At 66.3% G+C, this 24,275-nt stretch carries 22 protein-coding genes and 1 riboswitch; of the genes, 7 read left to right on the top strand and 15 right to left on the bottom strand.

Annotated features, from left to right (window positions below; genetic code table 11):
• Window positions 1-638 precede the first annotated feature (638 nt).
• A complete protein-coding gene (locus AC1DEY_RS21050) occupies window positions 639-1,436 on the bottom strand; it encodes an esterase/lipase family protein (protein WP_476869679.1) in 798 nt (265 codons plus the stop codon).
• Window positions 1,437-1,771: 335 nt separating this feature from the next.
• Window positions 1,772-2,389 carry a DUF4430 domain-containing protein gene (locus AC1DEY_RS21045; RefSeq protein WP_476869678.1) on the bottom strand — a complete coding sequence of 206 codons (618 nt, stop codon included), beginning with the start codon at window positions 2,387-2,389 and terminating at the stop codon, window positions 1,772-1,774.
• A 125-nt stretch (window positions 2,390-2,514) separates the two neighbouring features.
• Here AC1DEY_RS21045 and AC1DEY_RS21040 point away from each other — a divergent pair, with 125 nt between their 5' ends.
• Complete coding sequence (locus tag AC1DEY_RS21040; protein WP_476869677.1) at window positions 2,515-3,207, top strand: DNA alkylation repair protein; 693 nt, start codon at window positions 2,515-2,517, stop codon at window positions 3,205-3,207.
• Between the two features lie 68 nt (window positions 3,208-3,275).
• On the opposite strand, the gene AC1DEY_RS21035 is transcribed toward AC1DEY_RS21040, so the two are convergent.
• Together AC1DEY_RS21035 and AC1DEY_RS21030 are read right to left on the bottom strand one after the other, a co-directional pair.
• Window positions 3,276-4,517, bottom strand: a complete 1,242-nt coding sequence (locus AC1DEY_RS21035) for a cation:proton antiporter (RefSeq protein ID WP_476869676.1) — start codon at window positions 4,515-4,517, stop codon at window positions 3,276-3,278.
• The gene (locus AC1DEY_RS21030) at window positions 4,514-4,792 is read right to left on the bottom strand and encodes a hypothetical protein (protein ID WP_476869675.1); all 279 of its coding nucleotides are present in this window, start codon (window positions 4,790-4,792) and stop codon (window positions 4,514-4,516) included. Before AC1DEY_RS21030 ends, AC1DEY_RS21035 begins: the two co-directional genes overlap by 4 nt.
• Before the next feature lie 173 nt (window positions 4,793-4,965).
• Window positions 4,966-5,165, top strand: a riboswitch (cyclic di-AMP (ydaO/yuaA leader).
• A gap of 4 nt (window positions 5,166-5,169) precedes the next feature.
• On the opposite strand from AC1DEY_RS21030, the gene AC1DEY_RS21025 reads away from it, so the two are divergent.
• A complete protein-coding gene (locus AC1DEY_RS21025) occupies window positions 5,170-5,844 on the top strand; it encodes a hypothetical protein (RefSeq protein ID WP_476869674.1) in 675 nt (224 codons plus the stop codon).
• A 162-nt stretch (window positions 5,845-6,006) separates the two neighbouring features.
• On the opposite strand, the gene AC1DEY_RS21020 is transcribed toward AC1DEY_RS21025, so the two are convergent.
• The 5 genes from AC1DEY_RS21020 to AC1DEY_RS21000 form a co-directional block, all read right to left on the bottom strand.
• Window positions 6,007-7,014 (bottom strand): sensor histidine kinase, encoded by a 1,008-nt coding sequence (locus tag AC1DEY_RS21020; protein WP_476869673.1) that lies wholly within the window; start codon window positions 7,012-7,014, stop codon window positions 6,007-6,009.
• Entirely contained in the window at window positions 7,007-7,684 is a 678-nt protein-coding gene (locus tag AC1DEY_RS21015) for a response regulator transcription factor (RefSeq protein ID WP_476869672.1), read from the bottom strand. Before AC1DEY_RS21015 ends, AC1DEY_RS21020 begins: the two co-directional genes overlap by 8 nt.
• Before the next feature lie 5 nt (window positions 7,685-7,689).
• Entirely contained in the window at window positions 7,690-8,433 is a 744-nt protein-coding gene (locus AC1DEY_RS21010) for a DedA family protein (RefSeq protein ID WP_476869671.1), read from the bottom strand.
• A gap of 2 nt (window positions 8,434-8,435) precedes the next feature.
• Entirely contained in the window at window positions 8,436-9,278 is an 843-nt protein-coding gene (locus tag AC1DEY_RS21005; RefSeq protein WP_476869670.1) for a phosphatase PAP2 family protein, read from the bottom strand.
• Window positions 9,279-9,377: 99 nt separating this feature from the next.
• Window positions 9,378-9,935 carry a dihydrofolate reductase family protein gene (locus AC1DEY_RS21000; protein ID WP_476869669.1) on the bottom strand — a complete coding sequence of 186 codons (558 nt, stop codon included), beginning with the start codon at window positions 9,933-9,935 and terminating at the stop codon, window positions 9,378-9,380.
• Window positions 9,936-10,529: 594 nt separating this feature from the next.
• Between AC1DEY_RS21000 and AC1DEY_RS20995 the strand changes: the two genes are divergently transcribed.
• Window positions 10,530-11,282 (top strand): serine hydrolase, encoded by a 753-nt coding sequence (locus tag AC1DEY_RS20995; protein WP_476869668.1) that lies wholly within the window; start codon window positions 10,530-10,532, stop codon window positions 11,280-11,282.
• Window positions 11,283-11,297: 15 nt separating this feature from the next.
• Here the strand turns inward: AC1DEY_RS20995 and AC1DEY_RS20990 are convergent, their stop codons facing one another.
• The 4 genes from AC1DEY_RS20990 to AC1DEY_RS20975 are packed head-to-tail and all read right to left on the bottom strand — an operon-like array spanning window position 11,298 to window position 19,068.
• A complete protein-coding gene (locus tag AC1DEY_RS20990) occupies window positions 11,298-12,206 on the bottom strand; it encodes a hypothetical protein (RefSeq protein WP_476869667.1) in 909 nt (302 codons plus the stop codon).
• 43 nt (window positions 12,207-12,249) lie between these two features.
• Window positions 12,250-15,390, bottom strand: coding sequence for an efflux RND transporter permease subunit (locus AC1DEY_RS20985; protein WP_476869666.1), 3,141 nt, complete (start codon window positions 15,388-15,390; stop codon window positions 12,250-12,252).
• A 1-nt stretch (window position 15,391) separates the two neighbouring features.
• Window positions 15,392-15,859, bottom strand: coding sequence for a hypothetical protein (locus AC1DEY_RS20980; RefSeq protein WP_476869665.1), 468 nt, complete (start codon window positions 15,857-15,859; stop codon window positions 15,392-15,394).
• Complete coding sequence (locus tag AC1DEY_RS20975) at window positions 15,856-19,068, bottom strand: efflux RND transporter permease subunit (RefSeq protein WP_476869664.1); 3,213 nt, start codon at window positions 19,066-19,068, stop codon at window positions 15,856-15,858. The genes AC1DEY_RS20980 and AC1DEY_RS20975 overlap by 4 nt, the downstream gene beginning before the upstream one ends.
• Before the next feature lie 296 nt (window positions 19,069-19,364).
• On the opposite strand from AC1DEY_RS20975, the gene AC1DEY_RS20970 reads away from it, so the two are divergent.
• The gene (locus tag AC1DEY_RS20970) at window positions 19,365-19,559 is read left to right on the top strand and encodes a DUF1918 domain-containing protein (protein WP_441408844.1); all 195 of its coding nucleotides are present in this window, start codon (window positions 19,365-19,367) and stop codon (window positions 19,557-19,559) included.
• Here the strand turns inward: AC1DEY_RS20970 and AC1DEY_RS20965 are convergent.
• Window positions 19,556-21,010, bottom strand: coding sequence for a DUF5129 domain-containing protein (locus AC1DEY_RS20965; protein WP_476869663.1), 1,455 nt, complete (start codon window positions 21,008-21,010; stop codon window positions 19,556-19,558). The two genes, AC1DEY_RS20970 and AC1DEY_RS20965, sit on opposite strands and share 4 nt — an antisense overlap.
• 198 nt (window positions 21,011-21,208) lie before the next feature.
• Here AC1DEY_RS20965 and AC1DEY_RS20960 point away from each other — a divergent pair, with 198 nt between their 5' ends.
• The 3 genes from AC1DEY_RS20960 to AC1DEY_RS20950 all read left to right on the top strand — a co-directional run bounded on the left by AC1DEY_RS20960 (window position 21,209) and on the right by AC1DEY_RS20950 (window position 23,247).
• Window positions 21,209-21,406 (top strand): YegP family protein, encoded by a 198-nt coding sequence (locus tag AC1DEY_RS20960; protein WP_441408846.1) that lies wholly within the window; start codon window positions 21,209-21,211, stop codon window positions 21,404-21,406.
• Window positions 21,407-21,456: 50 nt separating this feature from the next.
• Window positions 21,457-21,924: an SRPBCC family protein gene (locus AC1DEY_RS20955; protein ID WP_476869662.1), complete on the top strand. Its 468-nt coding sequence runs from the start codon at window positions 21,457-21,459 to the stop codon at window positions 21,922-21,924.
• 381 nt (window positions 21,925-22,305) lie between these two features.
• Window positions 22,306-23,247: an alkaline phosphatase family protein gene (locus AC1DEY_RS20950; RefSeq protein WP_476869661.1), complete on the top strand. Its 942-nt coding sequence runs from the start codon at window positions 22,306-22,308 to the stop codon at window positions 23,245-23,247.
• Window positions 23,248-23,285: 38 nt separating this feature from the next.
• Here the strand turns inward: AC1DEY_RS20950 and AC1DEY_RS20945 are convergent.
• A partial coding sequence (locus AC1DEY_RS20945; RefSeq protein WP_476869660.1) for an alkaline phosphatase family protein occupies window positions 23,286-24,275 on the bottom strand: 990 nt, incomplete at its 5' end.

The following is a 24,275-nucleotide window of genomic DNA, read 5'->3' as shown; positions in this document are numbered from 1 at the left end:
CGCCAGCGCCGACGGTCGGAGCTTCTGGTGCCGCGGGCGCGACGGCGGCCGACGCTGCCGCTTCAACTCCGGCAGCCGCCGGCGCGGCTGAGGCACTGCTGACGGGTTTGGCGGCAGACCGCGTCGCCGCCGCCTGAGGGCTGGTGGCCGCCGAGGACGTKGAAGCGGCGGCGTGGCCCGAAGGCTGGGTAGCCGGGGAAGCGGCTGCGGCTTCGGCCGTGGGCGCGGCGCTGCACCCGGTCAAGGACAGCGCACCCAAGGTCAGCGCGATGGCGACCTTGTTGAGCTGCTGGTTCTTGGGCTGTGCTTTTTTGAACGGTGTTTGCTTAAACAACGGACCCCTCCGGGCTTGGTGACTGGCACACACAACCGTCGCAGCCAGGGCGTCGGCGAGTGCTGGAAGCTTCATCCGGCCCGTGCCTCAAGAGCATGGGCGAGCAGACGCCGAACGGCGCAACCGGGGCCGGCATATGGGCGTCCGGGGCCCTGCATTCGGGCCGGGCCTTCACGGCCAGTCGCTTACGTTACCGGAACGTTACCTAGGTCGCAAACCTCCCAACCACCTCCCGGCACGGGGACGCACGGCCGCCTTCCGCAGGCTGCCGGCGCCCCCGAGGCCCCGCCGCTACAAACCGTCGCTACAGACAGCTGGGCTGATATGCCGGGTTGCCCGGGTGGCCGGCCGGCTGCCCAAGGGCGTCGGAGACGAGACGCTGGGTGACCGGGTCGTTGGGGGCCTGGTCATGGTCAATTACATCGGCCGGGCACTTATCTTGGATCGTGATGTTGGTAACCCGCCCGGCMGRGCCGGTGAGGAATTGGCTGGAGTACGGGGTCACCACCTCGTCGTGCGTCGTGGAGATTACCGTATACGCGGGACCGGTAACGGTGTCGCCAATGGAGTTGAGCTTGGTGAGGAATGGTGAACCTGCCTGCTGGTCGGCGCAGGCCTGGCAATTGGACCCTCCCACTGAAGTCGCCGGCGGAACGTCGCCCGGCGCGGGGGTGATCAGCCCGCGGGTGCCGTGGTTGGACGGCGCGATGCCCACGAGGTGGTTCACCTTGCTAGCTCCGCCAAGGAATCCAAGGTAGTAGCGCGGCATCATGCCGCCCTGGCTGTGGCCCACGAGATCAACCTTGGCCGCACCCGTCGAGGTCAGCACCTTATCGACGAAAGGGGCGAGCTGCCGGGCCGAGTCTGCGACCGGCCCGGTGGCGTCGATGCCGTTGGTGGCACCGTAGTTCAGCGCGTAAACGCAGTAGCCCTGGTTCTTGAGGGCCGGCGACATCGTGGCCCAGTTTTTTGCCATGCTCTCAAAGGTCCCCGGTACCAGGATTACCGGGTAGGGGTGGGCTGCCGAGGGCTTGCAGGTCCAGTCGTTGGCGCCCGGTGGCGAAACGTCGGTGGTAGCGGCCTGGGCTGCCGGCATGCCCATCAGGGCTGCGGAAGCCAGCGCCAGGGTTGTGGTTGCCAGCGCGGCGAGTGCTGCGGGCGTTCTGGGGTAGGACACGGAGTACCTCTTCGGTTGGACGCGTCATCGGTGACGGTCTGTGTGATGGGAAGTGAGGTAGGCGATCAGCCCCGTAGTGATCCGGCTCACTTCTATCACTTCATGCTAGGAAGGGCGTTCCGCAGATATCGCTTCTTTGCACGTTCGTGCAGGCTTTTATGGTGGGCTGCTGCCAGTGGGGCTAATTGGTCAGACTGCTGCACAATTGTGCATAARTACGGCGCGGCGGGGCGTGCAGCCTGCATCCGCCCTTGCTCGCTTCACTCTCCAGGCGGGAAATCGTAGGAGGCCTGGATCTTCGCCGGCGCGGTGCCGTAGGACAGGACGATCTCGTCGTGCGCCTTCAGAGGCAGGTCCCGGATCCCGGCGTTGTACTTCTCGCCGTTCACGTAGAGGGTCCAGCCGTCCAGCGGACCCGTTCCAGTGCCCGGGGCGCCGCTGCCACCGAGGACACCCCATTCCGTGAGGAGTTGCCCGAGGCTAAAGACCTGGCCCGCGGTGGGGGATTCGATGTGCACCACGCCTGTGGTGTCGTGGGTGTGCAGCGCCGAGATGCCGTTGGCCCTGTSGTCGGGTCCCGCCGTTATGCCGATGTTGGCCGGCACCGCGACAGGCTTGCCGTCTTTCAGCACGTCCAGATGCGCGTGATAGTGGTCCACGTTGCCCTCCGCCGTCAGCACCGCGAGACCGGCCTGGGCGATCCGACCCGGCGCCCCCGCGATGTCCAGCGCAAAATCCGGGGCCGGCGCCGCGGATGTCGCGGGAGACTCAGGCGGCGGTGCGGTAGAGGGTGCAGTAGACGGCCCGGGGCCAGCGCACGCTGCCACCGCCAGCGTCATGGCGGAGAGTGCGGCGGCGAGTGTCAGCTTGGTGTGCATGGTTGCGTGAACCGCTTTCGATCGGAGACTTGCCATATCAGTCTAGGCAGATAAGCCCGGCCGGCCGATCAAGGCGAAGATGCCCCGCGTTTCCACCCCGAGCCGGGAGGGGAAAGAATGGACGCGTGAGTGATGCTGGCGAATTCATTGACCTCGCACTGCAGCGTGAGGGTTCCTGGCGCCGTGCCGACGAGCTGCAGTCCCGGCTGGAACAGGAGCCGGGAGGCCGTGGACTCCGGTACTACGGTGCCTCCGTGGGTGCCGTGCGCGGGACCGTCAGGGATGCCGGCCGCCGCTATCCCGGGCTGTCCCGCGATGAGATCACGGCGCTGAGTTCCGAACTGTGGGGCTCGCAGCTGTCCACGGCGCCGGTTTTCGAGCGCCGCCTGGCCGCCGTGGTGCTGCTGCAGGCCAATGTGAAGCTGCTGACCAACACCGACCTCACCCGGCTGGAGGGCTTCATCCGGGAGGCGCGGCTGCGGGACCTCGTGGATCCGCTCGCCGTCGACGTCGTCGGGCCCCTGGTGGACGGGCTCGACGTCCTGGCCAGGGTGCGGGCCGACAGCGTGCTGGACCGCTGGGTGCGCGAGCCCGATACCTGGCTGCGCCGGGCCGCGCTGCTCTCGCCGTTGCTGGCGCTGCGCTCCGGGGCGGGGGACTGGGACCGGTTCRTCCGTCACGCCACCGCGGTGCTCGGCGAGCCTTCCGGGACGTTCGACGCCGACGACGACGCCGGTGCGGTCCGGGAAGCGGTGTTCCACGTCCGCGCCGAGATGGCCAAGAGGCGACCCGAGCTGCAATTCACACCCGTGGGGTGACTCCCGGAACCCTCCGTCCGGCACGGCAGGACGGTGCCGTCTGGCGGACGCCCAGCCCGTAGCCGCGTTCAGTCTTTCGGCCCTCCCGGCCCTCCCGGCCCTCCCGGCCCTCCCGGTCCGCTTGGTCCACTTGGTCCTACGGCGCTGCCGGTATCGCCGGACCTGCCGCCGGCTTTTGCGGGCAGGGAGAAACCCCTGGCGGCCCGTGACCCGGCGACGGCGCTCGCGGCTATGGTGACCAGCGCGCCCACCAGCAGGGCCGCGGCCTCGCCCGGGAGCAGGACCTGGAGCTGCGTCCCGATGCTCGCCGCCGCGGCAGGTATGCCGAGTTGAGCCGCCGACAGCACTCCGAGGGGCAGCGGGAGCCCCAGTACCACCAGGGAGGCGTGCGTCAACAGGGCGCCGACGCCCAGCGCCACACCGAGGGCGATCATGTCCGGATGTCCGGCCAGGTCCTTGAGGGTCAGTGATGCGCCCAGCCAGACGAAGAACAGTGGCCCAAGGAAGCCGTCGCTGAGGGCGAACAGTTGCCGGGCCAACCGCCTCGGTTCGCCGACGGCGGCCACCGCCAGGCCGAGGGAAAAGCCTGCCAACATCACGGACACGTTGCTCCACGTCGCGACCGCGGCCAGGGCGAAGAGAACCACCAGCTGGATCCGCAGCTCGAGGGCAAACTTGCGGCTTTCGGAAAGTCGGTGCATGCGCCCGTTGATTCCCCTGCGATCGAGCCAGCGCAGTACGACAAAGAGAACCACCGCGCAGCCGGTCACCGTGAGCACGCCCAGCGCCGCCCGGAGCGCGTGCGGCGGGTCCACCATGAGCGGCAGCGCCACTATGCAGGCTACGTCCGCGATGGCCACCTGCGCGGTCATGGAGATGACATGGGGTCCGCCGAGGCGGAGGGAATCGATGATCGGCAGGACCAGCGCGGCTGAGGAGGATGCCAGCAGGACGGCGTAGAGGGGAGCATGTCCAGTCCCGAAGAGCAGGCCTATGCCGGTTCCGACCGCCACCGCTGCCGCCGCGCCCGCAGCGGCGCGGCGGGAACCACTGCCGAGGGCGGAGCGGATCTGCGGATCCCGCACGGGAACATGGGTTCCGGCCACAAACATCATCAGCGCAAACCCGATATTGGCCAGCAGGCTGAACGTCGGGTCCGCCGGATCAACCAGGGCCAGGCCCGAGCGCCCGATCACGATGCCGGCCAGCAGTTCGCCCAGCACTACCGGCAAGTGCCAGCGCACCGGCAGCGCCAGGAGCGGGCCGGCCAGTGCGACGACGGCGATCAGCGCCAGGGACAGGAACGTCACGGCTCACCGCCCCGGACCTGGCTCGTCGCTGACCGCCGTTCCACCACGGCGTAGGCCTTTCCCTCCAGGAAGGCCCAGTCATTGACAACCATGTAGCCTAGCGAGTCCACCCGGTCATTGAGGACGTGTTCATCGAAGCCCCTGTCACGAGGTTCCGCATCCCAGGTGGCCACATGGACGTCCCGGCCGTCCAGGATCAGCAGCTCGGTATTGACGTCGAAATCCTCCTTGGGCTGGCTGCTCAACTGGCAGATGGCGACACACAGGCTGTTCATTTCGGGCCTCCGCTTCGAGGTGGTGCTGATGGCATCATCCTACGTTCGGATGCGGCCCCGCCCCATGGGCAACCGACGGACTGCACTGTGGCCTCCGTTACCTGAATGTGACATTGGCGTGCGGTTCGCGTTACGGTGGTTAGGTGCTTGTTTCTCCGATACAGGCGCTCCCCAGCCGATTGCCTAACTCTGCCGCGGCCCCGGGGGTAACTCGCATCGACGCCGGCAGAGACGGGGAAACCACTTTTGGCCTGCTGACACGCAGGTCTTGGGGTGAAGCCGCACAGCGCCCGCCATGACGGGCCCGGGAGTGCGGCCGGGTGACTCCCATCCGAATCCGACAGCTCACCTCGCAGGCATTGGGAGAGGCTACATCCATGTCTTCAATCAGTACTTTTGCGCGCCATAGCGCCATTCTCGCCGCCGCCTCCGGGCTGGTGCTGACGGGCTCGATGGCCGCCAACGCCGCCTCGACACCCGTGCAGCGGGACTCCGCTCCGGCCTCCAAGGTGGACGTAGCGGGACAGGTCAGCGCCCCCGTCAACGCCGATTCCAGCGTCAAGATCAGCTTCGACCGCCCCGCGGTGGCTTCCGTCGCCGCGCCGGTCATCGAACAGCCTGTTGCCGCGGCACCGGCTCCCGCAGCTGCCCSGGCGGCAGCGCCSGCAGCAGCACCTAAGGCAACAGTGCAGGTGCAGGCSGCWCCCGCCGCCGCACCGGCCGCGGCCCCCGCCGGCGGACGCAACGCCATCATGCTCTCCGCCGCCTACAGCCAGGTGGGCATCACCCAGGACTGCACGGCCATGGTCGAAAAGGCCCTTGGCGCGGCAGGCAAGCCGGTTGGTGACATCGGTCCCCGGGCGTTCCTTGGCCTCGGAACCATTGTTGGCACCCCGCAGCCTGGCGACATGGTGGTCCAGTCCGGCCACGTTGGCATCTACGCCGGCAACGGCCAGGTCGTCAGTGGTGGCATGAACGGTAAGAACCAGACGATGGTCCACCCGCTGTCCTGGCTCACCGCGACCGGTGGCGTGACTTTCGTCCGCGCCTAATCCAGCGCTCCTATTCCTGTAGGGGCCAAACAGCCCTCCCGGGGCCAGGCAACCCGGAAAGACCGGCGATCGATTTCCTTTGGGGGCAATCGATCGCCGGTCTCTTCTGCGTCTGCCGTCCTATCTGCCAGCATTCCCGTGSMGGTCCAGGGGCACACCACTTCAGGCATTACCGCTTCCGGCCAGCGGAAGCGTCATCTTCATGACCGTTCCCTCGGCTCCAGTCGCAGCCACCTCGACGGCGCCGCCAGCGGCGACGGCGATCTCCCGGACCAAAGCCAGGCCGATGCCAAAGCTCCGCTGTCCGTGTGAGCCGCCGGTGCTGGCGGTCCGGACGAAGCGGTCAAAGATCCGGGCCTGGTCCACGCCGGTAATCCCGGTTCCTGTGTCCGCGACGGTGATCACTGCGCTGTTCTGCTCGATCGAGGTCCTGATGGTCACCCGGCCGCCCGGAGGAGTGTGGGCGAGGGCATTGTCCGCCAGGGCCAGCACGGCACGGCGCAGCGCRTTCTTCTCGATGCGGGCCAACGGCCGGGCGTCGGCGGAGAAATCCATGCGGACCTCGCGCTGGTCTGCCACCAATTGGAGGCTGCCGGCGACGCCTGCGGCGGCGTCGGCCAGATCGGCAGGGGGTGCGGAGCGGTCCGGGGCGTCCGCCGTCGCGGCGAGCAGCAGTTCGTTGACAATGCCGGTCAGCGTCGCAGCGTCCTCCCGGATCCGGGCCAGGTCCTGGCTTTGCCTGGAGCCGGGCACCGTGTTGCGCTGGGCGAGTTGGATCCTGGTGTCCAGGATGGTCAAGGGTGTTCGCAATTCGTGGCTTGCGTCCTGGACGAAGCGCCGTTGCCGGGCCAGGGCATCACCGAGGGGGCGGATGGCGCTGCGCGCGCTGAGCCACCCGAGAGTGCCGGCCAGCAGGATTCCCGCCACCCCGGCGATGACCATGGCTTCGAGGAGATCCTTGGAATCCAGGTACGCGTAGGCCGTCCCCGCCGCTGCCGAGCCGGGCACTTCAGGATGGGCCAGCTGATTCATGAGGTAGAGCGCCGTGGCGGCGAGGAGGCCGAGGACCATGACTGCGCACGCGGCGCTGATCCGCAGCGCGACTTTGAGCGAGGCYTTGCGCAGTATCGAGTGGTCCGGGTTTCCGCTGGAGATCCCGCCGTTATTCATGAGCGTCGCCAATCTGGTAACCGACGCCGTGAACCGTACGGATGACGGCCTTGGAAATCTTCCGGCGCAGGTGATGAACATAGGTATCGATCACGCCGGGCTGGTCCGAGGCGTGGAAGTACGCCGCGAGGAGCTCGTCCCGGGTGAACACGCGGCCGGGTTCCGCTGCCAGGGCTGCCAGCAGCTGGCATTCTTTCGCGGTCAGCGCCACCGTGTGCCCGTAGACGGACCGGACGGAGCGCTGCGTCGGGTCCAGTTCCCAGTCCCCGATCATCACCTGAGCCGGGGCCGGAGAAGGGAAAGTGCGCGTCAGGGCGCGCAGGCGGGCGGCCAGTTCGCCGGCGTCGAAGGGCTTGGTCACGTAGTCGTTGGCCCCCGCGTCCAGGCCCCTGACCTTCTCGTCGGCGTCGCCCAGGGCGGTCAGGATCAGGATGGGCGTGGCAATGCCTTTCGACCGCAGCGCTGCGATGAGGGCGATGCCGTCCATCACGGGCAGCCCGCGGTCGATCACCATGACGTCCCAGGCSCCGGTCAGCCCGTGGTGGAGGCCATCACGGCCGTTGGTGACCAGCTGGACCCGGTAGTCCGGATCGAGGAGCTCGGCGATGAGTGGCCCCAGGACGGCATCGTCCTCGACGAGCAGCAGGGACGGTCGGTCAGCGGTTCTCATGCCAACTATTCTTCCGCGGCCATTTCCACAGTCCGCAGTCCGTCGCCTGTTGCCTCCGCCGTGTCGCCCGTAGTGGCGTCTGCTGTGGCGTCGGCGCGCCGAATGTTGCGGCGGCGCTTGAGGAAATGCACGACCCCCGGCACCACCGAGACCAGGACCATGGCGACGGCGATGACGTCGATRTTSCGGGCGATGATGTCAAAGTGTCCCAGCCAGGTGCCCAGCATCGTCACGGARACGGACCATGCCACCGCGCCAATGACGTTCCAGAGGGTGAAGTACTTGTACTCATAGCGTGCGATCCCGGCGGTCAGCGGAGCAAACGTCCTGACCATGGGGACGAAGCGGGCCAGTACGACGGCGGCGCCGCCGTGGCGGCGGAAGAAGTCTTCCGTGGAGGTCAGGTGTGCTGTCTTCAGGATGCGGGCATCGTCCTTGAACCATCGCCGGCCAAATTTCCGCCCCAGCATGTAACCRACCTGGTCCCCGGCGACGGCAGCCGCGGTGACGACGCCGATCAGCACCGGCAACGTCACGTGCAGCTGCTGGTGCAGCAGGCCTGCGGTGAACAGCAACGAGTCCCCGGGCAGRAAGGGAAAMAGCACGCCCGATTCGATGAAGACCATGAGCGCGATGACACCCAAGGCGGCCGGGCCCAGCCCGGCGAGCARGCTTGCCGGGTCCAGCAGCGAGGGTGTCCCGGCGGCGTGGGCGGCCGGAAGGAGGGCAAAAACGTCCACAGCGTGCATTCTCAGTTCCTCTCAGTCTTCAGCGACCGCACGGCGGAAGGGGCGCGACGCCGGGCCGCCAGCCAGGGCGTCACAACGTTCCAGAGTCCCGTGAGCAGGACAACTGCAGCGCTCGTGGCCAGAAATGAAGCTGCCACATCGGTGGGGTAGTGGACACCGATGTACAGCCGCGACCAGGCGACGACGAGTGCCAGCGCGGCCGCGCCGAACGCGGTGATCTTGGCCCAGCGGGTTCCGCGGGCCAGGAAGAAGAGCGCGAAACCAACGGCCACCGCACAGGACACATGGCCGCTCGGGAAACTGTCCGAGCCCGTTTCCGGAGCCAGGGGATCGAACAGCAGGGCGGGGTTKGGCCGCTGGCGGGCCACGATGATCTTGAAGATTTCACTGGCCACCCAGCCGGAAAYTGCCACGAGCCCGAACGCTACCGCCTTGAGCAGGCCGCCGCGGAAGAGCCAGATGCACAGAGCYGCGGCGCCGATCAGTGCGAGGCCCACCACCGGACCAAAGACGACATTCAGCGCCATCGCCACGGCGGTCAGGGCTGGGGAGTGATGCTGGCTGAGGTCCTGGTCCGCTCCGATCTCCGTGGCGCTAAAGCCCGGCGTCAGCTGCGCCCCCAAGCCCAGTGCCAGGACGGCAGCGGACAGCAGGACGCCCCACAGCAGCCAATGGCGGATATGGGGGAGGGCCCACAGCCGCGGCTCCGCGGCGGGACGCGTAACGTCGGTGCGGTGCGGTGCTTCGGGGTTTGGTGCTGCGATAGTTGGTGCTGCGCTGTTTGGTGCTGCGCTGTTTGGTGCTGCATCGCGTTCAAGGCGTCTAACAGGGACGGGTCCAGTCATGGGAACCTCCGGGTCGGGACAACGGGCGCCCGAAAAGGCACCGACTCCCACTCTCCCGCCAGGCGTTTAAGAAACGCTTAAGAAAGAACCGGCCCCCGGCTAGGGGGCGTAGCGCAGCAGCGTCACGCCGTTGCCAAAAGTGTGCGTCTCCAGCAGCCGGAGCTGGGCCCTGCTGCCTGCATCCTTGAACATGGGCCTGCCCCGTCCAATCAGAACCGGTTGGACGTACACCCAGTATTCGTCGATCAGCCCGAGCCGCCGGAACGTATCGCCCAGGTCCGCCCCGCCGACCGCCATGTCCCCGCCCGGCTGCGACTTCAGGGCCAGGACTTCTTCCGGCACTACCTCCCGGACCACAGTTGCGTTCGGGCCGGCCGTGGTCAGAGTCCGGGAGTAGACGAACTTGGGCATGTCCCGCCAGATGCGGGCGAAGTCGGCCATCACTGGACTGATGTCGGGGTCCTCGTCCGCGGTCGGCCAGTAGCCTTCCATCAGTTCGTATGTGACGCGGCCCTCCAGGAAGGCGCCCATGGGGGCCAGCTTTTCGTTCATGTGGCGGTGCAATTCTTCGTCCACCATGTGCCAGCTGATGTCGCGGTCCGGCCCCTCGAAGAATCCGTCAAGTGACACCTGCATGACCATGACGATTTTTCGCATCTTCGCTCCTCGGTTTTCTCCAGAGTACGCCGCGGCTTTAGCGCGCTGACCTGCAACGGAGAATTTTTCCGGGCAGGAATCAGGTTTGATGGCCCAGTTTTTCCCAAGAGCCGGCTCTTGTGCGGGATGCCGGGACCGTGCACAATGCAGGAACTCTATGGCCCCACCGCGGTCCATCACCTTTCGGGGGAGGAATGATGCCGGCGCACGATTCCGCGCAGATGCCCGGGGCAGGTCCGGATGACTGAACCGCCGCCACGCCACTATGGGTCCGGCGGCCACCGCGCGGACGACGGATCGCAGGCCGGATCCCGGCCCGTACGACCACACAAGTGGAGGTTCCGCCCGCAGCACCTGACGGCGGCCGCCGTCGCGGTTGCTCTTGTGGCTGCCGGCAGCGTTTTTGCGACCGTCCAGGCGGGGGTGCCAACCGATTTGGCGGCAGCCGCGGCCACGCCTGGTGCCACCGCAGCTGGGACCGCCGCAGATGTGAACGTCGTAGCGTCCCCCTTGACCGCGCCCCGTGGATCTGCGCCGTCTGACCTTCCCGCGCCTGCGGGTGCTTCACCGGTTGCAAGCCCCGCCCCGGCGGCTGTGGCCCAAGCACCGGCCGCGACGAAGCCGGCTGAACTGCCTGCCGCCGTCGTCGCGGTGCCGGCCATCGGCCCCGAACTCGACGCCCAGATCAGCGGGATCATCCAGGCCAACAGCGCGTATGCGCTGGGGGTGTCATTGATCGATCTTTCGGACGGCGTGGTCCACGGCTACGGGGTCCAGGAAAAGTTTGTGGCGGCCAGTACGGCCAAGATCCTCGCCGCGTCGGCCTACTACCACCTGGTCGAGACCGGGCGGGCCTCACTGGCCGCTCCGCTGGGTGGCTCGACCGCAGGGGCCCAGATCCGGCAGATGGTCCAGCAAAGCAACAACGATTCATGGACGCTGATCCTGCGTGCGGTCGGCCAGCGGGGTATCACGGACTACGCGGCCTCGATCGGGATCACGTACGACTTTACGGTGAACCTGCTGACCCCCGCGGAAATGGCCCGGACCCTCCAGCTGCTCTACACCGGGGAGCTGCTCAACCCGGCTCACACCGCCCAGCTCCTGTCCTACATGCAGAACACCAACTTCGAGACGCTGATACCTCCGGCAGTTCCGCCGGGCGTCGGGGTTTTTCACAAGTACGGGCTGCTGTTTGGAAACCTCCACGATTCCAGTGTCCTGGTCAAGGACGGCCGGGCCTTCGTGTTCGTCGTGTACACCTGCGGCAAGAACTACTCGGACATGGGCCCGCGGACCCGGATCATCCAGGAACTCACCCGGACCGTGACCGCCGCGTTGTTCTGAGAGTGCTCGCGGCCTTCAGGACCGGCCACAGGATCCGGTGGACCTTTCGGTCGCTCTTTCCGTGGTGCCGTACACGCCAGGGCTCACTTGGTAGCCGTGGCGGTCCTGCGCCAGCGCCCGCTTGTTGACGGCGGCCAGGGCAGACTCATCCAGCGTCGTGATGGAGGTGAGGTCCAGGGATTCCTGGCTGTCCCCACCGGAAGCCGTTACCTTGAAACTGCCCTCCCCGGCGCGGTAGTACTTCTGCTGGTGACCGGCCGCCGCTCCCTCGAGGGGGTTGAACTCGTCGACCTTCAGGATGTTGGCCTTCTTGCTGACCACCTGCCCGCAGTCCAGGAAATCAATGGAGGGTGCTGACCCCTCTGTATAGGTACCAACTTCCTTGGAGGGGTGCGCCAGCATGGCAATGCCGGCCCGGGCCTTCGCGACTCCTGCGATGAATGTGCTGGGGGCGCCGGCAAATTTTCCGGATTCAAACTCCTCCGGATACTCGCCAAACAGCCAGACCGCGCCCTTCCTGGTCTGGGCGAAGAAGGCCAGTTCGGATTCTTCCAGGGCACCGTCGGAGTAGTCGCGGTCCCACAGGACTACCGCGCGGACTCCATCCACCACTTTGGTCAGGCCCGTGACGATGGACACCACACGGTGGGTGTGGACCTCCGGCGGGCTCGTGGTGAGGTCTGTGACCTTGCCGGTGAACTCGGAGCGGGTTCCCGGTTTCATGGGCAGCCAGGTGTTGTCCACCTCCGGATCGTGAGGGAACAGATCAGCACGGAAGTCGGGGAGTGAGCCCGGTCCGCAGTCGCTCGCGGCACCGGCCGGTGCGCCGGCCGGTGCCGTCCCGGCCTGGGCGGTGCCGGCCGTGACGACTGACAGCGGCAGTGCTACGAGACAACTGAGAACGGCAATGCTCTTGCGGAACATCGGATTTTCCTTTAAGGCGTTCCGGTGCGGACTCTGGCCGCGGTCAGACGGTCACCGGCCCGGCGGCTGCGCGTTCCCGCTCACGAGTCTTCTTCGACTTGGCGAATCGGAGGTAGAGCGAGGGAACGATGAACAGGTTCAGCAGGGTGGAGGTGATCAGGCCGCCCAGGATCACAACGGCCATGGGGTGTTCGATTTCATGGCCCGGGATATTGCCCATGACAACCARGGGCACGAGGGCCAGGCCGGTGGCCAGGGTGGTCATAAGAATCGGCGACAGCCGCTCGGCCGCCCCCCGCATCACCAAGGCCCGGCCAAAAGTCTCGCCTTCATAGGTTTCCAGATGCTGGCAGTGGTTGATCAGCAGGATACCGTTGCGCGCGGCGATCCCCATCACCGTAAGGAAGCCAACCAGGGACCCCAGGGACAGGACCCCGCCGGTCATGTAGGCGGCAATGACCCCGCCCACCAGGGCTACCGGCAGCGTGAGCAGCGACAGGACTGCCAGTCGCCAGCTCCGGAAGGACGCCTGCAGCAGCAGGAGGATCAGGACAAGTGCCGCCGCGGAGTAGATCATCAGACGGTTCGTCGCCGCCTCGCGCTCGGTGTATTCGCCCAGCAGCTGCACGCTGTAGCCGGTCGGCAGATCCATGGTGGCCAGCCGCGACTTCAGCTCGCTGGCCACGGTTCCCAGGTCTGCTCCATCGGCCAGGAAGGACCCCACCTCCACACGGCGGGAACCGTTCGTGCGGTCGATCTGGTTCGGCGTCGCCTGCAGGCTCACGTCCGCGACGTCGGCGAGCCGCACCCGCGTTCCACTGGGGGTGTCGATGGGCAGGTCCTCGATGCTGGTGATGGAGGATCGGGTGGCCGGGGTGCTCCAGACCTGGACGTCGTAAGCCCGGCCGTCCCGGAAGACGTCGCCGACTTCCTCGCCCGCCACGAGCGTCGCGGCCGCGCGCCGGACGTCACCCGGTTTGAGGCCGTACTTCTGCGCCGCGGCCAGGTTGACCGTGACGGCGATCTGGGGGACTTCCACTTCAAGGGAGACATGCGGGTTATGGGTGCCCTGGATCGAGTCCATGATGGTCTTGACCCGCTGAGCCTGTTCCCGGAGGACGTTGAGATCGTCTCCGTAGACCCGGACCAGTATGGGATCGCTGGCGCCGGTGATGACCTCTTCGATCCGCTCCTTCAGATASGTCTGGACGTCACGGTGCAGCCCCGGGTATCCCTTGACTACTTCCTCCACAGCGGCCACCGTCTCGTCGTAGTCGGCGTGGCGGTCGATGCTGATCCAGTGTTCGCCGGCGTTGACACCGACGATCTCGTCCGCGGCGAATGCCTGCCCGATATGCGTGCCGCAGTTCAGGACGCCGGGGACCTTCAGGARTTCCTCACAGCCACGCTGGGAGATCCTGAACTCTTCCGCGGCCGAGGTTCCCGGTTCCGCGATCCAGTGCATCAGGAAGTCCCGCTCCTTGAACGTGGGGAACAGGGACGAGCCCATCAGGGGAGCGAGAACAAGGCCCACCACCGCCAGCACGCCAAAGCCTGCGTAGCCGAGCCGGGGCCGGTTCATGGCCTTGGAGAGGGCAGCGTGGTAGCCGCGTTTGAGCACGCGGACCAGCGGCGCGTCGCGTTCTTGCAGTTTGGCGTTGCCCAGCAGAATCAGCGCGAGGGCCGGCGTCACGGTCAGCGCCACGAGCATGGAGGCCAGGACAGCCAGTGTGTAAGAGACGGCCAGGGGCCGGAAGAAGACGCCGGTCAGCCCGTCGAGGAAGAAGATCGGCACCGCGGCGACCACAATGATCAGGGTCGCGTAGACGATCGGGCTCCGCATCTCCAGGGAGGCCTTCAAGACCACCGATGCGGACGATTCGTCACTGCCTTCGGCGCGTCTCTGCCGGAGCCGGCGCATGATGTTCTCGACGTCGATGATCGCGTCATCGACCACGACGCCGACGGCGATGACCAGCCCCGCGAGCACCATCGTGTTAATCGCACTGGAGGTGTAGTAGAGCACCAGGGCCGCGGTGAGCAGGGACAACGGAATGGCGACGATGCTGATCAGGGCCGTGCGCCACTGGAAGAGGAACGCCACAAGGATCATGACAACCAGCAGGCAGCCCAGCAGCAGCGCAATGCTGAGGTTGGAGATCGCCTCCTCAACAAAGCTGGCGGGCCGGAAGATCGTGGTGTCGAAGTTGATGCCACTCAGGCCCGGCTGCAGCTCGTGGAGAGCCTCCTCCACGCCCTTGGTCACGTCGAGCGTGTTGCCCCACGGCAGCTTCTCGACGATCAACATGAGCCCGTGCCCGTTGTTGATCACGGCGTCACCGATCAGTGGCTGATGGTCCTCAACAACCTGGGCCACATCGCCCAGATGCAGTGCGACCCCGTCCTTTTCCCGGATGGTCACCTGGGCCAGATCAGCGGGCGTCTGGATCGGCTGGACGTGGCGGATCCCCATTCTCTGGGTCGGGCTGTCGATGAAGCCGCCCGTTCCGATGAACCGGCCAGGCGAGTATTTCAGCAGCCCGGCGTCGAGAGCGCCGGCAGTGACTTCCATCACCTGGTTGAGGGAGACGTTCTGGGCCTTGAGCTTGTCCGGTTCCACCTGGACCTGAAGCATCTGGAGCCGCTCGCCCCAGATGGCCACATTGGCCACGCCGGGCACCCGCAGCAGCCGGGCCCGGATGGTCCAGTAGGAGAGCATGGACATTTCGATGAGCGAATGTTCCGAGGACGTCATGCCGATCTTCATCACGCGGCTGGTCGCGGACAGCGGCTGGAGCATCACCGGCGGTGCCGCCCAGGTGGGCAGCGCCGCGGTTACCGAGGCCATCCGTTCCGAGACGAGCTGGCGGGCGTTGAGCAGGTCAGTGCCCTGATGGAAGAGCAGCACGATCGAGGACAGCTGGGGCACGGACTTGGACCGTATCTCGTCCAGGCCGGGCATCCCGCTCACCGCGGCCTCGATCGGCACGCTGACGAGCTCTTCGACTTCCTGGGCGGTCAACCCGAGGCACGCTGTCTGGATTTCCACCCGTGGCGGGGCGAATTCCGGGAAGACATCCACAGACGCGGAACCGAGCTGCAGGGAACCGAGCAGCATCACGGCGCACGCGAGGGCAACAACGACCGTCTTGAAACGGAGGCTGATCCCGATGAGCCAGCGCATGTCACTCGGCCGTATCAAATTCGGTGCCGAGAAGTTCCTCCGCACCTGTGGTGACCACTACGGTCCCGGCCGGCGGCCCGTCCGTCAGGACGGCGACGTCGCCGTTGATGCGCTGGACCGTGATCGATTGGCGGACATAGACCCGCGGTTCAGGGTTGGCATAGACCCACGCCTTGCCCGAACTGTCGTAGAGTACGGCCCCGTAGGGGACAGTGAGCTTTCCGGTTTGGGGATCCGTGGCAATCACCGCTGTCGCGATCCCGACCCGTTCGATCGCGTGCTCGGTGAGGGTGAGCCGGTGAAGGTCCGTGCCGGGGACTTCGGCGATCGCCGCCGGTTCGCCCTCGGACGGTGCGGCCGCCGGCGCCTGGGCGCAGCCTGCGACCCCGAATGCCATGAATACGGTCACGAACGCTGCAATGATGACTCCCGCGGCCTTGTTGCCCCGCGGCGATGGTATGGAGTTCATGACGCATCCTGGCTTTCAGTCCGTGCAGCTTTGCCCTGGCCGCTCCGCGCGCTGGGTGCTTCCTTCGGCTCGAACCGAAGCAGGACAGCAGGCACAACAAACAGGGTGAAGAAGGTTGTTGTCAGCAGGCCGCCCCAGATGATCACGGCGAGCGGCAGGATAATTTCAGTTCCGACCACGCCACCCAGAAGGACCAGGGGCAGCAGCGCCAGGGCTGTAATCACGGTCGACATCAGGACGGGTCCCAGTCTCTCCTTGGTTCCGCGGACCACCAGCGCCGGCCACGGCGCCGAAGCGTCCGTTGCCCGCAGGCTCCGGACCTGGCCTGTCAGCAGGAGGGCGCCGCGGACGGCGATTCCCAGCACCGCGGCGAAGGCGACCAGGGCCACAAGGGAGTTGATTCCGCCCGTGGCCTGGGCGGCCAGCACGCCACCGGACAATGCCAGGATCAGGCCCAGGAAGAGCGGGGCGGCGAGCCGCCAGCTCCCCGTCGCCGTCTGCAGCAACACCAGGATGCCGGCCGCGGCGACCGCCGCGAGCAGCCATAGCCACTGGTAGTTGCTTTGCTGCTGGGCGTACTGGGCGAGGACCTCCGCGTGGTAGGAAATCGGGAACTGCATCTGCTGCAGGGCCGTGTTGATGTCCTTCTGGATGTCGTCCAGCGGGCGGCCCTGGATCTCGGCCTTCACATCGACGCGCCGGGAGGTGTCATCGTGCAGGATCACGGACTCGTTGCCCACCATGGTCACTTGCGCGATGTCGCCGAGGCGGGCGTGCCCGCCGCTGGGGGTGTCGATGATCAGGTTGCGGACGCTGTCCAGGCTGCTGTGCGTGGCAGCATTGCCCTTGACGATGACCGAGAAGACCTTCTGCTGTTCGTAGAGGTTGCCGACTTCGATGCCCTGCAGCAAAGCGGCCGCCGCGCGCCGTACATCACCGGGGACGACCCCGGCCTTTTGGGCAGCGGCGAGGTCCACCTTGACCTCGGCGATCGGCTGTTCGGGGGGCAGGTCGATGTGGGGATTGACCACACCGGCTGTGTGCTCAAGAATCTGCTTCACCTCCCCGGCCTTCTGCCGCAGGATCGCCGGGTCCAGGCCAAAGACCCGGACGGCAAAGCCGCTGTCCGCTTCTTCCCGGATCTGGTCGATGCGTTCCTGCGGGTACGTGGAGACTTTGCTGGTCAGGCCGGCATAGCCGGCGATCACGCGGTCGACGGCGGCGGCCGTGTCGGCGTAGGACGCGTCGGGGGCCACCGTCACCCAGAGCTCGCCGGAGCTGACGTCACCGACCTGGTCCGAGGTGATCGCACGCCCGATGTGTCCTCCGACGTTGGCAACGCCCTGCACCGAGCGCAGTTCCGTGGCTGCGGCCTCGGTGATCCGGCTCATTTCCTGGTCCGACGTGCCGGCCATGGCGCTCCAGTGCACCACCAGGGTCTTGTCAGCCAGCACCGGCACCACGGGCTGTGTCCCGGCCAGCTGGGGTGCTAGGGCCAGTCCGGCCAGCGCAACCACCGCCGCCGCGGCGAATACCCACCGCGTCTTTCGCATGAGGCGCGTCACGGCCCGGCCGTACGCGCCTTGCAGCCGCGCCAGGGAACGGCGTTCCGGAGCCTTGGAACCGACCGGAAGGACGAACGCGAGTGCAGCCGTGACCGTCAATGCCACGATCATCGAGACGACCAGCGCGAGCAGGTAGCTCTGGACCAAAGGTCCGAACAGGGCGCCGTTCTCACCGGCAATGAAGAACGCAGGCACGACGGCCAGCGCCATGATCAGCAGCGAGTACAGGATTGGCGTGCGGGCTGCCCGCAGGGCGCCAGGGATCACTGAGTCGCGGCGGGCCTGGTCCTGGGCCGGTGCCTGGCCGGTCTCGGGTCTGCCGTCCCCGGATGCGGTATCTGCCCCAGCGGATGCCCTGGCGGCGGCACTGCGTGCCCGGGCAATGCCGTTCAGGTCTTCGGCAACGTCGCCTACCATGACGGCCAGGGCCAGCACCATGCCGGCCAGGACCATGGTGTTCATCCCGGTGCCGCGCAGATCGAGCACAAGCGCTGCCGCGGTCAGCGACACGGGAATCGTGATCAGGCTGATCAGCGCCGTCCGCCACGAACGGAAGAACGCGCCAAACATGGCAACGATCAGCAGCAGTGAGATCAGCGCAGCGACGCCGAGCGTCCCGACCTCTTCGTCGATGAACGACGCCTGCCGGTAGACGCTGGTATCGACCGTGACTCCGGGCAAGCCGGGCTGGAGCTCCTGGAGGACCTCGTCAACGCCCCGGGTCACGTCCATCGTGTTGGTCTCCGGGAACTTCTCGATCACCAGCAGCAGCTCGGCTTCGTTGCCGAGCAGCGCGTCGCCGATCAGGGGTTGGTGGTCGGTGGATACCGTGGCCACGTCCTTAAGCAGGAGATGGCCGGCCGGCCCCTGGAGGGGAACCTGTCCCAGGTCCTCCGGCGTGGTGATTGGCAGGACGTGCTGGACGCCGATCCGCTGGTGGCCTGTTTCGAAGAAGCCGCCGGTGCCCGGCGTCGATGCCTCAAGGTAGCTCAATGGCGAAACCCAGACGGAGTTGCCGGTTGTCTTGATGACTTCGTCAAGCGTGACGCCCTTGGCCTCGAGCTGCGCCGGATCCACCAGGACTTGAAGCTGCTGGTCGCGAAGGCCCCAGATCGCCACGTTCGCGACGCCGGGAACGGCAAGGAGTCCGGGTTTCATCGTCCAGCGGGCCAGGACGGACATGTCGATCGCCGACATGTTCTTGGATGTCAGCCGGACCATCATGACCCGGCTGGTCGAGGACAGCGGCTGCATGAGCACTGGAGCCGCCGAAACATTGGGCAGAGCGCGGGCCTGCGTCAGCCGTTCAGAGACGAGCTGGCGTGCCCGCAAGATATCGGTCCCCGGCTTGAAAACCATCTGGATCGACGACAGGCCTGGAACGGACTTGGACCTGATCGCCTCAACCCAGGCCACCCCGTTCAGCAGGTCGGCCTCCATGGGGGAGGTGATGAGTTGCTCAACCTCGGCGGCCGAGAGTCCCAGGGCTTCAGTCTGGATCTCCACCTGCGGCGGGGCGAATTCCGGGAAGGCGTCCACGGACATGCTCGGCAGGTTGGTGAGCCCCAGGGCAAGGATTCCTGCCGCGGCGGCCAGCACCAGGAGCCGGAACTGCAGAGTCCAGCGGACGATTGCGGCCATCATGGCCGGTACCCCGCTGGTCCCACAGTGCTGCCCGGGCTGGCGGAGTGAATATCAGGGCGTCGGCGTCGCCTGTGGCCGGGGCCGACGGGCCCGGTCAACGAGGGGAGCCGGCGGCGCGATGGGGCCGCGGAACCGATCTCCGTGAAAAGGGTGCTTAACGCTTTTGCTGCTTGGCAAAATGCCCGGTTGGTATTCACGGCGCGGCTCCTCAATCCAATGCCATAGCGCCCCCCAGCCGTCAAGAGTCATAATGATCTTCGGGCACGCAGGCGTCAATAGGGATACAGGTGATCGCCATGAAAGCAGTCGCAGGGGACCGCATCATCATTCGGGGAACCACGGTCGAGTCCACGGACCGGCACGGCCTGATCCTTGAAGTGAGGGGGTCCGAGGGTGCGCCGCCGTACCTCGTCAGGTTCGACGACGGCCACGAGACCATCATGTTCCCGGGTGGTGATTTCGTCGTCGAGCGGGCCGCGAGCGGGCCCTAGAAACTCGAGGAACTCCCGGACCCGGAGAAGCTGCCGCCGCTGGACCCGTACCCGGTGGTGGCGGCACCGCCGCGCGCGGAGCTGACGCTGCTGACGCCGGTGTGGAAGCCGGTGTTGAAGCTCGGGACCGAAAAGAAGTAGTAGGACGGGTATACCGTTCCGAGGATGCTCGGCTCGTACGCGCGGCCGTATCTGGCCTTGCTTCCCGCCTGCGCGCTTTCCATTTCCTGGCGCATGAGCCCGGCTTCCTTGTCGTTGCGTGCAAAGGCGCCGATCAGGGTGTCGGCGTGATTCTTCAGGAGCTCCGACAGGTGGGTCCGGGCGTCACGCAGCCGGTCCAGGGCTGTCTCGGGTGTGATTGAACCGTCCGCCAGTTCCGAGGACCAGCTTTCTAGTTCACGCCGGCTTTCATCGCGGAAGGACCTCAGTGCAGCGGCCGAGGCCGAGCTTCCCTCTGCGCGGCGCTGGCTGAGCACCTCTTCCAGGCCGTCGAGGTCCCTGCGGAAAGGTGCGAGCTGGCGGTCCCAGGCTGCAGGCCAGGATGAGCCACGGTTGAGCAGGGCATTGGTATCGGCGATCACGTCGTCCAGCGCGTCGAGTTCGGCCGCGGCGTCGGCGTAGCTTCGGACCAGTTTGAGGTTCTGCCTGCGGCTAAGGTCCCGGCTGCTGAAGGCATGCACGTGGTTGGAAAGTTCGGTGGTTGTGTTGTAACGGTTCACGAACGTGCGGTGTTTCTCCAGGACCGTGCCCCCATACCGGGACGACTCGGGGATGGTACTGGCGTTCAGCTCGGTGACCTGCAGGTCCATGCTGACGTTGGCGTAGCTGGCGTCGCCCCGGGCAAGTTCCGTCCGGCTGGACACCCGGGTCCGCCACCGCACGATCAGCCACGCTGCGGCACCGCAGACTGCGGCAATCACGGCCGCCCACGCCGTGACAAGGAAGGCTGTGGAGCGATACCACGGCTGGTTGATCAGTTCGGCGCCGCGGCGTATCCCGGCAATGGTGCCGTCGGTCCATTGCGCGTCGCGGAGCAGCTCCTTGGAGGCATTCTGGATGTCCTCGCGCTGTTCGGGCGAGACTTTGCGGTCCTCACCCATGTACGTCCCCACATGCCGGCCCACCGGATCGAGGGCAAAGATGAACAGCCCGTCCGCCCACTTCTGCCCGTCGGCGCTGATCCATTCGGGGTGTTCGGTGCGGGCGAAACGCAGCACTTCCTCGTTCAGGTTGTCTGTGGCCGTGCCGTTGTACGTGTAGATCGCGACTTTGGTCGGCTCGTAAAAGTCGGTGGACTGTACTGCCGGCAGCAGCGTCCGCTGGTCCAAAACCCCCGCACGGTCTTCAACCACGACGGCGGTCGGCGTCACGGCGAGCGCGGCGGAAGTTCCGCCGAGAAGGCCGGCCATCAGCACAACGACGGCGGCGAGTGCCTTGCGCATGATTCCCATTTTCCGAGCGTAGTGGCTGGCTCGGGTTCAGTCGAAGCCGGCGCCGCGGAACGCGGGACTTCCGGGTGCCGGTGGGTGTCCTGAAGGGCTGAGAAGCCGCGAGCCGATTGACTCTGGTCAGGGGAATCCGGCAGCGATAGTCTTTCCCGTGCCGGCTTCCCCGGCCGGCCACACTCATGGAGAAATCAGGGATGCACCATGGCTGGCAAATATGAGGTCTATAAGGACAAATCCGGCGGATTCCGGTTCCGGCTCAAGGCCGCCAACGGCGAGGTGATCGCCTCGTCGCAGAGCTATAAGACCAAGGCAAGCGCCATGGGCGGTGTCGAGTCAGTCAAAAAGAATGCGGCATCGCAAGTGGTCGACCTGACGGAGGCGCCGGCCGAGACGGCATAAATCCGCAGGTCAGGTGTCTAATTTGGCCGGTAACCGCCTAGGATTACGGCATGTCTACCTATGAAGTCACCCGCAGCRCAGTCATTGCCGCCCCGGCCCAGGACATCTTTCCGCTGGTCAACAGCTTCCACGAATGGACCAAATGGTCCCCCTGGGAGGCCGTGGATCCTGCCATGGAACGGAGCTACTCCGGCAGCGATTCCGGAGTAGGGGCCAAGTACGCCTGGAGCGGGAACCGCAAGGCCGGCGCGGGCACGATGGAAATCGTCGATTCCGCCGAGCCCCGCACCATCAAGATCCGCCTGGAATTCAGCAAGCCTTTCAAGGCAGTCAATCCCACCTCGTTCACGTTCGCGCCTTCAGCCAACGGCACCGAGGTTACCTGGACCATGACCGGGGAAAATAAGGGCATCGGCAAGGTCTTCGCCCTGTTCATGAACATGGACAAGATGGTCGGCTCCGACTTCGAAAAGGGCCTGGCCTCGCTCGCCGGCGCCGTCGCCCAGCGAAAGGCCTGAGACCGCCGGGCAATGTTTTCCGGCGGCTCATTCCCAGCGACTGTGGAGGGACCTTCCGGGTTTTCTTGATCGCCGCGTGAAAGAGTTCAACCACTGAACCGCAAATGCCACGCTGATCGGTCAATCAGAAAGCCGGAATCCATGAGCCGGAATGTCACGATATCCCGCCCTCGAATCGCTGCACGGCTGCTGGTAGCAGCCCTCCTGGTGGTGTCGGCTGCGGCCTGCCAGCCGACTCCGCCAGGCGGTGGTCCGACTCCGACAGGCGGGGGCACGGCTCCGACCGCCGGCGGGGGTTCGACTCCGACCGCGGGCGGTCCGACTCCCACCGCCGGAGGCACGGCCACGGCGGGGACCAGGTCGAAGCCAGGGCACGTGTTCGTGATTAATCTGGAAAACAAGGGCTACAACGAAGTGTGGGGCGCCGGCTCCAAGGCCCCTTACCTGTCGGAGACTCTTCGAAGCCAGGGCGTCCTGCTGTCCGATTACTACGGGATCGCCCACAACTCGAACCCGAACTACCTTGCCCAGATTTCCGGGCAGGCCTCAAACCCCATGACCCGTGAGGACTGCCCAACATATGCGGCGTTCCAAATGACCGGGACGGCCGCGCTGGGCCAGGCGGAAGGGACCGGCTGTGTCTATCCGGCGTCGGTCCCCACGGTGGCCGGGCAGCTGAGCGCCGCCGGAAAGACCTGGAAGGGCTACATGGAAGACATGGGGACGCCTTGCCGCCATCCCAAACTTGGCGGCAAGGACTCCAGCCAGGGCGCCAAGGTGGGCGATCAATACGCCACACGGCACAATCCGTTCGTATACTTCGAGGCCATCACCTCGTCACCGGATTGCCAGAGCAATGTGGTGGACTTTGGTGAACTGCAGACCGACCTCCAGTCCGTGGACACCACGCCGAACCTGTCCTACATTTCGCCCAATCTTTGCAACGACGGCCACGACAACCCCTGCGTCGATGGCAGCGAAGGCGGACTGGCCGCCTCCGACAGCTGGTTGAGCCAGCAGGTCCCGGCAATCCTGAATTCCCCGGCCTTCCAGAAGGACGGGATGCTGGTCATCACCTTCGATGAATCCGAAGGCAAGACGGTGGGGCCGTCGGGACTGCTGCCCGGCGGAACGGCCGGCGGCAAGATTGGTGCGCTGGTGCTCTCGCCGTTCACCCACGGCGGTACGACGTCGGACCGTGCGTACAACCATTTCAGCCTCCTCGCCAGCATCGAAGACGCGTTCTCCCTGCCGCGCCTGGGCTACGCGGGGGCGCCGGGCCTGAACAGCTTCGGCGCGGATGTCTTCAACGCGAAGTCGTAGCCGGAGCGCCGCCTGCCTTGACTCGCCGTCGATCACCCCTAGGCGCCTGCGTTGTAGACGTCGAGTCCGAAGCGGTTGAGGCCGGGCGCCCCCGCGAAGCCCAAGTACGGCAGTCCAAAGGTCTCTTCGATGCTGCCCAACAGGCTGTAGTGGTTGTAGGGAGTGGTGGACCAGGTGCCGCCCCTGGTGAAGGGCGAGATCACCAATGCGCCGACGCGGCCTCCGCCGGGGCCGGTGATGCCCGGCGCGGGGGAGTTGGGCCCGGCGGTTTCGCCGCAGCAGGCGCTCGCGTCGGACTGCGGCCCGTCGGATTCGTCGAACGTGATCACCAGGACGCCGTCCTGCTTGAACGCCGGGGACGAGGTGATGGCCGGAACCCATTGTTTGAGCCACTCGTCCGCGCTCGCCAGGCCGCCCGGCTGCCCGTCCACGCACGGGGCGTCGTGGCCGTCGTGGCAGAGGTTCGGGGTGATCATGGACAGGTTGGGGGTGGTGGCCGCCGAGGCGAGGTCGGTCTTCAGCGCAGCGAGGTCGAGGACGTTTTTGGCGCAGTCCGGCGAGCCGGTGATCCCGGCAAAATAGACGAACGGGTTGTGGCGTGAGGCGTATTGGTCACCCGGCTTGGCCTTCTGGGTATCGTCCACAGCGCCGAGGGCCGGGTGGCGGCATGGAGTTCCCATGTCTTCCATATAGCCTTTCCACGTCTTGCCGGCTCCGGTCAGCTGCCCGGCGACCGTGGGCACGCTGGCCGGGAAGACACAGCCGTCACCGATGGCTTGGCCCTGGCTGGCCGTCCCGGTTCCGGCGAACGGCGAGTAGGTCTGGCAGTCGGCCTGCATTTGCGGGTTGGGACCCTGCCCGGAAATCTGGGCGACGTAGTTCGGCTGGGAATTGTGCGCCGTGCCGTAATACTGGTTCAGCAGCACTCCCTGGGACCGCAATGTTGTGGACAGATACGGCGCCGGAGAACCAGGGCCCCAGGTCGAGTCGTAGCCCTTGTTTTCSAGRTTGATCACAAAGACGTGCTG

Source organism: Arthrobacter sp. 05T47 (genome assembly GCF_056395825.1).
The sequence above is the reverse complement of the archived record's forward strand: the minus strand, read 5'-3'. Positions and strand labels throughout refer to the sequence as shown.